Here is a 13,125-nt window from a genome sequence, read left to right as displayed (position 1 = left end):
CCCCCTTGCAGGAACTGGTTTGCCAGCGAAGAGGCCCGATGGCTTATTCGCCGGCACGCCGGCTCCTACGTCGCAAACCCTGGAAGCACCGGCACCGGGCGCTTGTCATCGTCGATGGCGACAAAGCTGAACAAGCCATGGATGGCCTTTTCCCGACCATCACAGCTCATGCTCTCTACAAACACCTCGACTTCGACCTTGAGGCTGGTGTTACCCACCTTCACCACTCGCCCCACCAATTCGACGATCGAACCTGCGGCAATCGGATGGTTGAAATCAATGCGGTCGGTGGACACCGTCACCAGCGGCAGCCGGCAGAAACGGGTCGCGGCGATAAACGAAACCTCGTCCATCCAGGCCAGGGCAGTGCCGCCGAACAGGGTGTTGTGATGATTGGTGGTGGACGGGAATACCGCCTTGGTCACGCGGGTCACCGAGAGTTCGGTACGGCGCTGGATTTCTTGCTCACGAAGGGTCATCGGACTACTGCCTGAATGGATGGATCCGCGCACGGGCACGCTGCGGGCATGGAACGCCCATGAGCGCTGCAGGGCAGCGACCCAAGGCTTGATGGGAATAATCGGGGCGGCCCGCCTGTGGATAGAACCAGGCCAGGATTGCCGGGAGGATGCGACGCACCCTGGGCGTCCGTGCGGGCTGCACGGATCGGGCGATCACACTTTATTGGGCCGGCGAGTATATCGCCGCCCGGCAGGGGCCGAAAGAACCCGCCAGGGGCCAGAGGCCACAACCGGCGATAAAAAATGCGATTATCCGCGCACTGAAAAAGGAGACCCGCCGCCATGGATGCCCCGCTCGCGCCTTCGCTCGTCGCACACCTGCAACAACGCCTGAACACCGACCGAGTGGATCATCCGAACTTCATCGGCCCGCCGCCCGACATCAGCCCATTGACGCCCGCTCAATTGGGCAGCCTGTGGCCGGCCATCCGCCGGGCCCTGCGCGACCATGCCAACCCGGCGGCACAGCAACTGGCGACCGCGATCGTGCAACAGGCCACGCAACTGGAGCTGAGCCCGGCCCTCGATCAAACCACCCTGCTGGAGGCGCTGCGCAGTTGCGTGAACTGGCAGGAAGCGCTGGAACAATTGGCCTGTTTCAGCGGAACACCGAGCCCCGCCCTGACCGAGGAACTGCGCAGGATCCTTGCGGAACCGGGCCCACAGTGGGCGCTGTACTACCACCAGGCGTACGTGCTGGCGCAATGGGTGGATGAAGAAACCCGCATGGCTCTGCGGCGTTGCGTGGAACAACACTACGCCGATGCGCCCTACGCCCGGCAGGAGTTCGAACTGCTTGGGCAACTGGAGCCTCGCTCACGGCAGGCCCTGGCCGGCAGCGAGTACTGGACCGGCCATCATCACCTGAGCGCCGATCCGGCCAGGGTGCTGATGGATGACGCGGCGTACGTCGAATTCTCACAGCAGATCCTCAATACCGCAGCCCAGCGCCTGGACGCCATCCACAGCGGCGCCACGCCCTATGTGGCCGATGGCGCCTTTACCACCGACGACACTCCGGTGATCGCCCGCGCCGCGCGGGTCGCCCTGCTGCGCGATGCCTCCTGGCTGCCGCCACTGATGGACATTTTGCTGCCCAAGGCCTGCGTCGCCCCGACCCAGGCCAAGACTGCGCCGTCGCAGTCCCTGGCCATCGCCCTGGGGCATTGCATCGAGCAGGTGCCAACCCCGGAAAGCGTGCAGGCACTGCGCAGCGCCCTGGGCCTGGTGCGCCATGCCAGCATCCAGAAAAAACTCGCCCGCAACCTCAAACCTGCCGAACGCGGCCTGGCCCAACGCCCCGAGATAGCCCTGCGCCTGGCCCCCACCAGCACGCCCGGCAAGGCCCAGCACGGGCTTCTGGCCAGTTGCCTGGAATCCGGGCTGTGGCAAGCCTTTGAGTTGTCTTTCAGCGACTGGCAAGCGCAACTGGCGGACTCCGCCGTGGGCTCGCCCTTTGCCCGCTCACTGGTTTGGGTTGCCCATTGCACAGATGGCCAACGCCGCAGCTTCCTGCTGGACGCAAATGCGCAAGCGCTAGACTCCCGGGGCCAACCGCTGAGCCTGGATGCCGGGTGCAGGATTTCGCTATGGCACCCGCTGTCAGCCAACGCCGCAGAGCGCCACGCCTGGCAGGCCCTGATCAGCGAACGCCGGATCGAACAACCGCTGCGCCAAGTGTTTCGCGAGTACTACCTGGCCTCTCAGCAAGAGCTGGAAAGCCACACCTGCCAGGTATTCGCCGGATACAGCCTGTCCATCCGCCCCCTGATCGGCCTGGCCCGCCGCGAAGGCTGGAAGATCGACAGGGACAGCGGCCTGAGCCGGAACCTGGGGGATATCCGGGTGAGCTTTGCGGTGGACGCTGCACTCTATCCGGGGCTGCAGGGGCACTGCCTGTCCGGCAGCGCAAGCTTCGCTCGGCGCACCGATAAACATTGGCAGCCGATGCTGCTGCAGGATGTGCCGCCGCAGGTGTTTTCAGAAGCCTGCCGGGCCATCGACCTGCTGGTGAGCGTCAGCAGTTTCGCCATCGAAGAGCTGGCACAGAGCGCCACCGGCCAGCCCCTGCCGCAAATGCCGGCAGCCCGGCGCGAGCAACGCCTGAACCTGCTGGCCGGGCACAACCTCACCCAGATGGCTCTGATGCGCCAGCACGTGCTGGGCAGGGCTTTCGCCCCACTTATCGAGGAGGGGAAATTGTCGCTGGAGGGGCGCCATGTCCGCATCGGCGACCATGCGGTGCATCTGGCCACCGGGCGCGTGACACGCGATGGCGAACCCGTGGAGATGGCCCTGGCGGCGCAAAGCGGCAAATTGACCGCCCTGCCCTGGCTGCCTTATGACGAGGTACTGCTGGAACGGATCGCCAACACGGTCTGCGCCCTGCTGAACCGCTCCGGGCATTAAATGACAGGCAACAAAAAAGCAGCCCGTAGGCTGCTTTTTTCTGCATCGGAAGCTGGACTTAAGCCAGTTTTTCCTTGATGCGAGCTGCTTTACCCGACAGGTCGCGCAGGTAGTACAGCTTGGCTTTACGCACGTCACCGCGACGCTTGACAGCCATGCTGTCGATCTGCGGGCTGTAGGTCTGGAAAGTACGCTCTACGCCAACGCCGTTGGAGATTTTACGTACGGTGAACGCGCTGTTCACACCGCGGTTGCGCTTGGCGATAACTACGCCTTCGAACGCCTGCAGACGGGAACGATCACCTTCCTTCACTTTCACCTGAACGACAATGGTGTCGCCCGGGGCAAAGGCTGGGATCTCTTTGGTCATCTGCTCTGCTTCGAGTGCAAGGATGATTTTGTTGGTCATGCTGTGCTCCTAAGGTAAATCGTCGGATCTACCATCGATACGTTGTTAACTATCGTCCCGCTCGCGGAGATATTCCTCGAGCAGCTTCTTCTCTTCTCCAGAAAGCGAGCGGCTTTCCAGAAGATCGGCGCGTCGTTCATAGGTCCGACCAAGGGACTGCTGTAAACGCCAACGCCGGATGTGTGCGTGGTTGCCACTTAGCAACACGTCGGGAACACGCTGATCCGCATACACCTCCGGTCGGGTGTAGTGCGGGCAATCCAGCAGACCGTCCGTGAAGGAATCTTCCTCCGCGGAATCCACATGCCCTAAAGCTCCGGGCAGCAGTCGCGTAACCGCATCAATCAGGACCATCGCCGGCAGCTCGCCACCGGAGAGTACATAGTCGCCAATCGACCACTCTTCATCGACATGAGCATCAATAAAACGCTCGTCAATGCCTTCATAACGACCAGCAATCAGGATCAATGCATCCTCATTCGCCAACTCGCGCACCGCCGACTGATTCAGTTGGCGGCCTTGGGGCGACAGGTAGATCACCTTCGCGCCCTCCCCGGCTGCGTTTCTGGCCTGAACCAGTGCATCTTCCAGGGGCTTGATCTTCATCACCATGCCCGGACCACCGCCAAACGGGCGATCGTCCACAGTGTGATGTCGATCCGTGGTGTAGTCTCGCGGATTCCAACAGGTCAGCTGCAACAGCCCCTGTTTCACCGCGCGGCTGGTTATGCCGTACTCGCTGATGGCGGAGAACATCTCGGGAAACAAACTGATCACTTCTACGCGCAAGTTAGCCACGCTTAGAAGTCCGCATCCCATTCCACCTTCATCTCGCCCGCGGCCAGGTCGACGGCCAACACGCATTGCTCGGTATAGGGCAACAGGCGTTCGCGATCATCCAGGCTGCCAGCGCAAGGCTTGACCACCATTACATCGTTCGAGCCGGTCTCCAGCAGGTGATCGATCTTCCCGAGCAGTTGCCCGAGGCCGTCGATAACCTTGAGACCTTGCAGCTGGTACCAGTAGTACTCGCCGTCGGTCAGTTCAGGGAACAGGCTGCGCGGCACGCAGATCTCGTAACCGGCCAGAAGACGAGCTTCCTCGCGATCATCAAGACCCTTGAGCTTTGCGACCAGGAACTTGTCGTTCCCGCGTCCGCTGACCAGCTCAACCTGCTTCACGCTACCTTCGCGCTTGAGCGTCCAGGTTTTGTAGTCCAACAGGTTTTTAATCGGATCAGTAAAGGAAAAGACCTTCACTTCGCCGCGAACGCCATGAACAGAGTAGATTTTGCCGATAACGATCAAATCATCAGCAGGAGCTGGCGTCGCGTTCATAGGGTTCAGGCTGCAGCCTTAGCCGATTCCTTCAGCAACTGAGCAACACGCTCAGAAGGCTGTGCACCAACGCTCAGCCAGTAGGCTACGCGCTCTTGGTTCACGGACAGGCGGACTTCTTGACCACGAGCGATCGGGTTGAAGAAGCCAACTTGTTCTTTGTGCGAACCGTCGCGTGGATTGCGGCTGTCGGTCACGGTCAAGTGGTAAAACGGGCGCTTTTTGGAGCCGCCAAGGGCAAGACGGATTGTTAGCATGTGAACATCGTTCCTGTAGTCGGTGCTGCAAATCTAAATGCACAGCGGGCATGGGTGCCCGAAAGGCCGCATATTCTAAGGAATATCCGGACTTTTGCAAATGACTTTTTCCGGCGCCCGTCGGCTGCCATTCAGATTTGCCATGGAGCTGCCGCAAGCGACAGCGAGTGAGCGCACCCCAATCGAGGGTTTGCCCGGGATTCCACGTCCCCGTGGAAAAAAGCGCCGGCATGACGGCCGGCGCGGATTCTTCAGATCTTCGGCATGCCGCCGCCGGGCAACATACCGCCCATGCCGCGCATCATCTTGGCCATACCGCCCTTGGCGGAGAACTTCTTCATCATCTTCTGCATCTGCTTGTGCTGCTTGATCAAGCGACCGATGTCCTGCACCTGGGTGCCGGAGCCCATGGCGATCCGGCGCTTGCGCGAACCGCTGATCAGCTCGGGGTCGCGGCGCTCGGCCGGGGTCATGGAGTTGATGATGGCTTCCATCTGCTTGAACTGCTTCTCTGCCGCGCCCTGGGCATTGCCCATCTGCGCCAGGTTCACGCCACCGATGTTCGGCAACTTGTCCATCAGGCCGCCGAGACCGCCCATGTTCTTCATCTGCTGCAACTGATCGCGGAAGTCTTCGAGGTCGAAGCCCTTGCCCTTCTTCAGTTTTTTAGCAAGCTTGTCGGCCTTGTCCTTGTCGAGGGTCGCTTCAGCCTGTTCGATCAGGCTGAGCACATCGCCCATGCCGAGGATGCGCGAAGCGATGCGCTCGGGGTGGAACGGCTCCAGGGCTTCGCTCTTCTCGCCCATACCGATGAACTTGATCGGCTTGCCGGTAATGGCCCGCACCGACAGCGCGGCACCACCACGGGCATCGCCGTCGACCTTGGTCAGGATCACACCGGTCAGCGGCAGCGCGTCGCCAAAGGCCTTGGCGGTGTTGGCGGCGTCCTGACCGGTCATGGCGTCGACCACGAACAGGGTTTCCACCGGCTTGATGGCCGCGTGCAGCGCCTGGATCTCGTCCATCATCTCGCTGTCGATGTGCAGGCGACCGGCGGTGTCGACAATCACGACATCGATGAACTTGAGCTTCGCTTCCTTAATAGCCGCTTCGGCGATAGCTACCGGCTTCTGGCTCAGGTCCGATGGGAAGAAGGTCACGCCAATATCATTGGCCAGGGTTTCCAGCTGCTTGATAGCCGCCGGACGGTAGACGTCCGCGGAGACCACCATCACGCTCTTTTTCTTGCGCTCTTTAAGGAAGCGCGCAAGCTTGCCGGCGGTGGTGGTCTTACCCGCACCCTGCAGACCGGCCATCAGCACCACGGCCGGTGGCACTGCGCTGAGGTTCAAATCTTCGTTGGCCGCGCCCATCAGGCTTTCCAGCTCGGCCTGGACGATCTTCACAAAAGCCTGGCCCGGCGTCAGGCTGCGGGACACTTCGGTGCCGACCGCACGCTCCTTCACCGAGTTGACGAAGTCCTTGACCACCGGCAACGCAACGTCGGCTTCGAGCAGCGCCATGCGCACTTCGCGCAGGGTGTCTTTGATGTTGTCCTCGGTCAGCTTGGCCTTGCCGGTGACATGGCGCAGCGTCTGCGAGAGACGGTCGGTTAGGTTTTCAAACATGCTCGATCCTTTCAGGCCCAAGGTAGACCGGGGGTAATGGCGGCCCAGAGCGTAATAAACAGGTGCTCGATGAGCCTGCGGCGTGGGCAGGTCGCGGATTATAGCGAAGACTGTGCGTGGCGGACACCTCGCCGTCTGCTTGCCTGGTCTTTCAGGGCTCTGGGTTCTATGCCAAACTCAGCGACTTTCGGGCCTGCCTAACAGGATTTATGCTCCCCTTGTCACCCAGTTTGCTACCCACCCTCGCCGCCGCCGTCCTTTATGCCGCTGCGACCTTCTACCAAGGCTCCCGCCTGGCCACAGGCGCCAAGGCGAACAAGCGCCTGCTGGTTACGCTCGGCATCCTGGCCTTGCTGGCCCATGCCGCCAGCCTGCTGACCCACTTGCTGACTCCGGTCGGCCTGGGCCTGGACTTCTTCAGCGCCGCCAGCCTGATTGCCGCCGCAGTCATCGCCCTGACCCTGCTGGCCTGCTGGCGCATCCCGGTGGAAAACCTGCTGGTACTGCTGTTCCCGCTCGGCGCCCTGACCGCGCTACTGGCGCAATTCGTCCCCACCGGCACAGTGCCGGTGATCGATGAGGAACCCGGGATCCTCGCCCACATCCTGTTGTCGATCCTGGCCTACGGCATGTTCACCATCGCGGTGTTCCAGGCCTTGTTGCTGCTGGTGCAGGACCATCAGCTGAAGAACAAGCACCCGTCCGGGCTGATCAGGAACTTCCCGCCACTGCAAACCATGGAAAGCCTGCTGTTCGGTTTTCTCTGGGCCGGCTGGACCCTGCTGTCGCTGTCGCTGATCTCCGGCTGGCTGTTCGTCGAGAACCTGTTCGCCCAGCACCTGGTGCACAAGACACTGCTGGCCTGCCTGGCCTGGGTAGTGTTCAGCGTGCTGCTATGGGGCCGCAATCGCCTCGGCTGGCGCGGGCACAAGGCAATTCGCTGGACCCTGGCAGGTTTCTGCCTGCTGATGCTGGCCTACTTCGGTAGCAAGCTGGTTCGTGAATACATCCTGCACATCTGACGACCGGCCATGACCGACTCCCTGCCCACCGGGCCCATGCTCGCGGTAATCGCCCTGCTCATCGTCTGGTCGGGCCTGTTCACCGCTATCGATGCCGCACAGCAGCACCTGATGACCCTGCGCGGCAACTCGCGCAACGGCGACAAGTCCCAGGCACGCCTGGCCTTCCCCAAGGAAAGCCTGATCCTGTGCAATACCCTGTGCCGGGTCCTGGCGGTGATCATCAGCACCCTGCTGGCGCTGTTCTACTGGGCGGAAAATGGCCCCTGGCTGGCCTGCCTGATCAGCACCTGCGCCCTGCTGGTGCTGGCCGAATACCTGCCGCGAGCCCTGGCCGTGCGCTACCCGGAAGGTACCTTGGGCTTTGGCAACAGCCTGCTGCTCATCCCGATGAAAATCGTCTATCCCCTGGCCTGGCTGCTCGACACCCTCAGCCAGTTGCTGCTGCGCCCGTTTGCCCGCAAGGCCGGCGCGGTCAAGCACAGTGACGACGACCCGGCGCTACTGGACGACGAGCCCACGCCACAGGAGCCACATGCCCTGTCCGGCATCCACGCCCTGGACAACATCACCGTCAATGACATCCTGGTGCCCCGCAGCGAAGTGGACGGCATCAACCTGGACGACCCGATCGAGGACATCATCGCCCAACTGCGCCTGAACAGACGCACACGGCTGCCGGTGTTCCACAGCGATATCAACCAGGTCGAAGCGGTTCTCAACACCCGGCAGATCCGTCACCTGCTGCCGGACGCCAGCCTGACCAAGGAGGCCCTGCTGGCGGCCTGCCACGAGCCCTACTTCGTCCCGGAAAGCACCCCGTTGCAGTTGCAACTGCTCAACTTCCACAAGCAGCAACGGCGCCTGGGCATGGTGGTGGACGAATACGGCGAAGTGCTGGGCATCGTCACCCTGGAAGACATCCTCGAAGAAATCGTCGGCGAGTTCGAAAGCGAGCACAGCCTGGACAACCCGCACATCCACCCCCAGGCCGATGGCCGCTATGTGGTGGAAGGTGCGGTATCGATCCGCGAGCTGAACAAGAGCCTGGGCTGGCACCTGCCCAGCGACGGTCCCAAGACCCTCAACGGCCTGGTCACCGAAGCCCTGGAAACCATCCCCGACAGCGCGGTGTGCCTGAAAATCGGCCGCTACCGCCTGGAAATCCTCGAAACCGAGGAAAACCGCGTCAGCCGCGTACTGATCTGGCACACCAGCAGCGTCCCCGCCCGCATCTGATCGCCTGCCGCCGCGGCCAATGGTGCCCCTGAAAGTCGAAAACCTTCTCGCCAGCCCGGCAGCCGCCAAGCCCCTTGTTGAATCGTTAGCGGCCTTTCTATAATCGATCCGCTTACCCAAGCCCTGTGCAGACCCGCGTGCTACCCGCACCCAGCGCAAATCTGCCGATAACCAGCCCTTCTGTTCGACGTCACTCCCATCCCGAGGGACGACCGCGCCAAACCCACATCCCTGGGTGCTCGACCATAATAATTCGCTCCACTGGAGCACAGACTGTCAGGGATAACCGCATGACGACCAGCACCGCCTACAGCACCACCACGCCTGCCCAACCGAGCAATTCCGCCTCGCGGGTGGCCACTGCCAGCTTTATCGGCACCGCCATCGAGTTCTACGACTTCTACGTCTACGCCACCGCCGCCGCACTAGTGATAGGCCCGGTATTCTTTCCCCAGACCTCCGGCACCGCCCAGATGCTCTCGGCGTTCCTGACCTTCGGCATCGCCTTCCTTGCCCGCCCCCTGGGCTCGGCACTGTTCGGCCACTTCGGCGACCGTATCGGACGCAAGTCGACCCTGGTTGCCTCGCTGCTGCTGATGGGCGTGTGCACCACCCTGATCGGCGTACTGCCAGGCTACGCCAGCATCGGCGCCTGGGCGCCCATCCTGCTTTGCGTGCTGCGCTTCGGCCAGGGCCTTGGGTTGGGTGGCGAATGGGGTGGCGCCGCGCTGCTGGCCACGGAGAACGCACCGGAAGGCAAGCGCGCCTGGTTCGGCATGTTCCCGCAGTTGGGCCCCTCCATCGGTTTTCTCGCTGCCAACGGCCTGTTCCTGGCCCTGGCCATGGGCCTGGATGACGAGCAGTTCCGCTCCTGGGGCTGGCGCATTCCCTTCCTGCTCAGCGCCGCCCTGGTGATGGTGGGCCTGTACGTGCGCCTGAAGCTGCACGAAACCCCGGTCTTTGCCAACGCCGTGGCACGCCAGGAACGGGTGAAGATGCCACTGGTGGAACTCTTCAGCCAGTACTGGCTGCCGGTACTGCTGGGCGCCGCGTCGATGGTGGTGTGCTACGCCCTGTTCTACATCTCCACGGTGTTTTCCCTGAGCTACGGCGTCGCGACCCTGGGCTACAGCCGGGAAACCTTCCTCGGCCTGCTGTGCTTCGCCGTACTGTTCATGGCCGCGGCCACGCCTCTGTCGGCCTGGGCCAGCGACCGCTTCGGGCGCAAGCCGGTGCTGATTGTCGGTGGCGTGCTGGCGATTCTGTCCGGCTTCACCATGGAGCCCCTGCTGACCCAGGGTTCCACCGCCGGCGTGGCGCTGTTCCTGTGCATCGAACTGTTCCTGATGGGGGTCACCTTCGCCCCGATGGGCGCCCTGCTGCCGGAACTGTTCCCGACCCACGTGCGTTATACCGGCGCTTCGGCGGCGTACAACCTGGGGGGCATCGTCGGAGCTTCGGCCGCGCCGTTCTTCGCCCAGAAACTGGTGGCGATGGGCGGTTTGAGCTGGGTTGGGGGGTATGTTTCAGGGGCGGCGATCCTGAGCCTGATCGCGGTGCTGTGCCTGAAGGAAACGCGCAATAACGATTTGAATCGGGTCGCTTGAGCGACCGCTTCGCGAGCAAGCTCGCTCCTACAGGTTCAATCCGGACGCTGTAGGAGCGAGCTTGCTCGCGATGCTTTTTACAGCTCGACCACCACCGCTTGCGCAGCGCGGGTCGCCTTGGCCCGGGCGGCTTCGATCGACTCGTCACGCGCCAGGGCTACGCCCATGCGGCGCTGGCCATTGACTTCCGGCTTGCCGAACAGGCGCAGCGCAGTATCCGGCTCGCTCAGGGCGGCACCAAGGTTGGCGAAGGCGGTCTGGGTGGATGTGCCTTCTACCAGGATCACCGCCGAAGCCGAAGGGCCGAACTGGCGGATCAGCGGAATCGGCAAGCCGAGAATGGCCCGCGCATGCAGGGCGAACTGGGACAGGTCCTGGGAAATCAGGGTCACCAGGCCAGTGTCGTGTGGGCGCGGCGACACTTCGCTGAACCACACCTGGTCGCCCTTGATGAACAGTTCCACGCCAAACAGGCCACGGCCCCCCAGGGCCTCGGTGACTGCCTTGGCCACCCGCTCGGATTCGGCCAGGGCCTTGGGACTCATGGCCTGAGGCTGCCAGGATTCCTGGTAGTCACCCTTTTCCTGACGATGGCCGACCGGCGCACAGAAGGTGGTGCCGCCCACATGACGCACGGTCAACAGGGTGATTTCGTAGTCGAAGTCGATAAAGCCTTCGATGATCACCCGGCCCTTGCCGGCACGACCGCCTTCCTGGGCGTAGTCCCAGGCTTTCTGCACGTCGTCGACGCTGCGCAGCAGGCTCTGGCCCTTGCCCGAGGAGCTCATCACCGGCTTGACCACGCACGGGAAGCCCAGGTCTTGCACGGCCCTGGAATAGTCTTCGAAGGTGTCGGCGAAATGGTACGGCGAGGTCGGCAGGTCCAGCTCTTCAGCGGCCAGTCGCCGGATGCCTTCGCGGTTCATGGTCAAGGAGGTGGCCCGGGCGGTGGGGATCACGGTGAAGCCCTCGGCTTCCAGTTCCACCAGGGTCGCGGTGGCGATGGCTTCGATTTCCGGCACGATGAAGTGCGGCTTCTCGGCTTCGATCACGGCCCGCAGCGCCGCACCATCAAGCATGTTGATCACGTGGCTGCGATGGGCCACCTGCATCGCCGGAGCGTTGGCGTAGCGGTCCACGGCAATCACCTCGACACCCAGGCGTTGCAGCTCGATCACCACCTCCTTGCCCAACTCACCACAGCCACAAAGCAAGACGCGGGTCGCGGTTGGCGACAGTGGAGTTCCGATACGAGTCATCTGAAGGTCCTCAAAGGAGCGGATCATCGAGGGCCGAGCGCCAGGCGGGCGACCCATGGGGAGCGGCATTTTACATGAAGCGCGGGCTTTGGCTCAGCCGGCGCACGCCGCTTTGCGCAAACGCCAGGCCATGGCCAGCCAGACCACGGTGACACCGGCGAACTTCGAACCCAGGGCGGTCAGGATCACCCCAGGGGTCAAGGCATCGATCATGCCGAAGAAGATGAAGGTATCCAGGGGAATGCTCAGGGCCGAGCTGATCCACAGACGATCATGCAGGGGCCGCTTGGTGATACTGAACACCAGCCAGTCGATGCATTCCGAGACGGCGAATGCCGTGGCGCTGGCCAGGGCGATGGTCGGATCGGAGGTCACATAGGACAGCACCAGGGCCGCCAGCATCGCGACGATGGCGCCGTGGCCGAAACGAGTCTGCACCATGTCCCGCAGGACAAACACCAACCCGCCCCAGGCCGACCAGATGATGTCCAGATGCGGGGCAGACGAAAAGGCGTAGTTGATCAGCACGACACTGCTGATATAGGCGATCAGGAAGAACATGGGGGCGAAGGGTACCTGTCAGGAAGGTGCACAGGTTACTGCAGGCCCGGGGCTGGGCCAAGAAGCCCTTTCGCCAGCACGCTGGCACCTGCACAAGATTGCAGGAGCCGGCTTGCTGGCGAAACGAGCGGATCAACTTGCCGAGCTGGAGCCGATCATCCACAGCAAGCCGCTGGACTTGGCCCGCTCATGGCACAGGGCCAGGACCGCACGCCGCTCGGCGTTGTCCATGCGGCTCCAGCGGGTGATCTCGTCCACCGTGCGCTGGCAACCGGTGCAGATATCCTGCTCGTCCAGGGCACAGATGCTCACGCAGGGCGAAGCGACGGGTCTTTCAGGGGCTGTCATTGTTCTTGCTCAACCAGGTCTCGGGCATAACGCTGGGCATTATGAACGTAGTGCGCGGCGCTGGCTTCGAGCATTTTCTTCTGCGGCTCGGTCAACTCCCGTACCACCTTGCCTGGCGAGCCCATGACCAGCGAACCGTCGGGGATTTCCTTGCCCTCGCCGATCAGCGAGTTGGCACCGATGATGCAGTTCTTGCCGATCTTCGCGCCATTGAGGATCACCGCGTTGATGCCGATCAGGCTGTAGTCGCCCACGGTGCAGCCGTGCAGCATGGCGTTGTGGCCGATGGTCACGCCGGTACCGATGGTCAGGGGAAAGCCCATGTCGGTGTGCATCACCGTGCCATCCTGGACGTTGCTGTGCTTGCCGATCAGGATCAGTTCGTTGTCCCCGCGCAGCACGGCGTTGAACCAGACGCTGGCTCCCTCCTCCAGCTTGACCTTGCCCACCAGTGTGGCATTCGGGGCAACCCAGCTCTGTGGATGGGTCTCGACTCGGGCGTCGCCCAGGCGGTATTTCATCTTATTG

Annotated in this window: 14 protein-coding genes; 4 read left to right on the top strand and 10 right to left on the bottom strand. The window is 62.7% G+C overall.

The annotated features are described in order from the left end of the window. Window positions 1–65 precede the first annotated feature (65 nt). Window positions 66–479 (bottom strand): acyl-CoA thioesterase, encoded by a 414-nt coding sequence (locus tag AC1RL5_RS07495; protein WP_019094772.1) that lies wholly within the window; start codon window positions 477–479, stop codon window positions 66–68. Window positions 480–803: 324 nt separating this feature from the next. On the opposite strand from AC1RL5_RS07495, the gene AC1RL5_RS07490 reads away from it, so the two are divergent. Further along, window positions 804–2,930 carry a DUF4132 domain-containing protein gene (locus tag AC1RL5_RS07490; protein ID WP_492589208.1) on the top strand — a complete coding sequence of 709 codons (2,127 nt, stop codon included), beginning with the start codon at window positions 804–806 and terminating at the stop codon, window positions 2,928–2,930. A gap of 58 nt (window positions 2,931–2,988) precedes the next feature. Here the strand turns inward: AC1RL5_RS07490 and rplS are convergent, their stop codons facing one another. The 5 genes from rplS to ffh form a co-directional block, all read right to left on the bottom strand. Then, a complete protein-coding gene (rplS, locus tag AC1RL5_RS07485) occupies window positions 2,989–3,339 on the bottom strand; it encodes a 50S ribosomal protein L19 (protein ID WP_009047143.1) in 351 nt (116 codons plus the stop codon). A 45-nt stretch (window positions 3,340–3,384) separates the two neighbouring features. Then, window positions 3,385–4,158, bottom strand: coding sequence for a tRNA (guanosine(37)-N1)-methyltransferase TrmD (gene trmD, locus AC1RL5_RS07480; protein ID WP_019094770.1), 774 nt, complete (start codon window positions 4,156–4,158; stop codon window positions 3,385–3,387). Beyond that, the gene (rimM, locus tag AC1RL5_RS07475) at window positions 4,140–4,676 is read right to left on the bottom strand and encodes a ribosome maturation factor RimM (RefSeq protein ID WP_011059444.1); all 537 of its coding nucleotides are present in this window, start codon (window positions 4,674–4,676) and stop codon (window positions 4,140–4,142) included. Before rimM ends, trmD begins: the two co-directional genes overlap by 19 nt. A 5-nt stretch (window positions 4,677–4,681) precedes the next feature. Beyond that, window positions 4,682–4,933: a 30S ribosomal protein S16 gene (gene rpsP, locus AC1RL5_RS07470; protein ID WP_007927680.1), complete on the bottom strand. Its 252-nt coding sequence runs from the start codon at window positions 4,931–4,933 to the stop codon at window positions 4,682–4,684. A 251-nt stretch (window positions 4,934–5,184) separates the two neighbouring features. Then, window positions 5,185–6,561, bottom strand: coding sequence for a signal recognition particle protein (gene ffh, locus AC1RL5_RS07465; RefSeq protein WP_072443096.1), 1,377 nt, complete (start codon window positions 6,559–6,561; stop codon window positions 5,185–5,187). A gap of 209 nt (window positions 6,562–6,770) precedes the next feature. Between ffh and AC1RL5_RS07460 the strand changes: the two genes are divergently transcribed. From AC1RL5_RS07460 to AC1RL5_RS07450, 3 genes are all read left to right on the top strand, one after another. Beyond that, window positions 6,771–7,583: a cytochrome C assembly family protein gene (locus AC1RL5_RS07460; RefSeq protein ID WP_011059442.1), complete on the top strand. Its 813-nt coding sequence runs from the start codon at window positions 6,771–6,773 to the stop codon at window positions 7,581–7,583. 9 nt (window positions 7,584–7,592) lie between these two features. Beyond that, window positions 7,593–8,822 (top strand): transporter associated domain-containing protein, encoded by a 1,230-nt coding sequence (locus AC1RL5_RS07455; protein WP_492589206.1) that lies wholly within the window; start codon window positions 7,593–7,595, stop codon window positions 8,820–8,822. Between the two features lie 290 nt (window positions 8,823–9,112). Then, window positions 9,113–10,429, top strand: a complete 1,317-nt coding sequence (locus tag AC1RL5_RS07450) for an MFS transporter (RefSeq protein WP_011059440.1) — start codon at window positions 9,113–9,115, stop codon at window positions 10,427–10,429. A 77-nt stretch (window positions 10,430–10,506) separates the two neighbouring features. On the opposite strand, the gene purT is transcribed toward AC1RL5_RS07450, so the two are convergent. From purT to AC1RL5_RS07430, 4 genes are all read right to left on the bottom strand, one after another. Further along, window positions 10,507–11,688 (bottom strand): formate-dependent phosphoribosylglycinamide formyltransferase, encoded by a 1,182-nt coding sequence (gene purT / locus AC1RL5_RS07445; RefSeq protein ID WP_011059439.1) that lies wholly within the window; start codon window positions 11,686–11,688, stop codon window positions 10,507–10,509. A 93-nt stretch (window positions 11,689–11,781) separates the two neighbouring features. Further along, the gene (locus AC1RL5_RS07440) at window positions 11,782–12,249 is read right to left on the bottom strand and encodes a hypothetical protein (RefSeq protein WP_015634275.1); all 468 of its coding nucleotides are present in this window, start codon (window positions 12,247–12,249) and stop codon (window positions 11,782–11,784) included. A 132-nt stretch (window positions 12,250–12,381) separates the two neighbouring features. Continuing rightward, on the bottom strand, window positions 12,382–12,597 hold the full coding sequence (locus AC1RL5_RS07435) for a DUF1289 domain-containing protein (protein WP_011059437.1): 216 nt from the start codon (window positions 12,595–12,597) through the stop codon (window positions 12,382–12,384). Then, entirely contained in the window at window positions 12,594–13,118 is a 525-nt protein-coding gene (locus AC1RL5_RS07430) for a gamma carbonic anhydrase family protein (RefSeq protein WP_011059436.1), read from the bottom strand. The genes AC1RL5_RS07435 and AC1RL5_RS07430 overlap by 4 nt, the downstream gene beginning before the upstream one ends. Window positions 13,119–13,125 lie beyond the last annotated feature (7 nt).

The sequence above is a fragment of the Pseudomonas sp. GW822-FHT06D10 genome (genome assembly GCF_058799535.1).
This window is presented reverse-complemented; position numbering and strand designations above follow the sequence as displayed.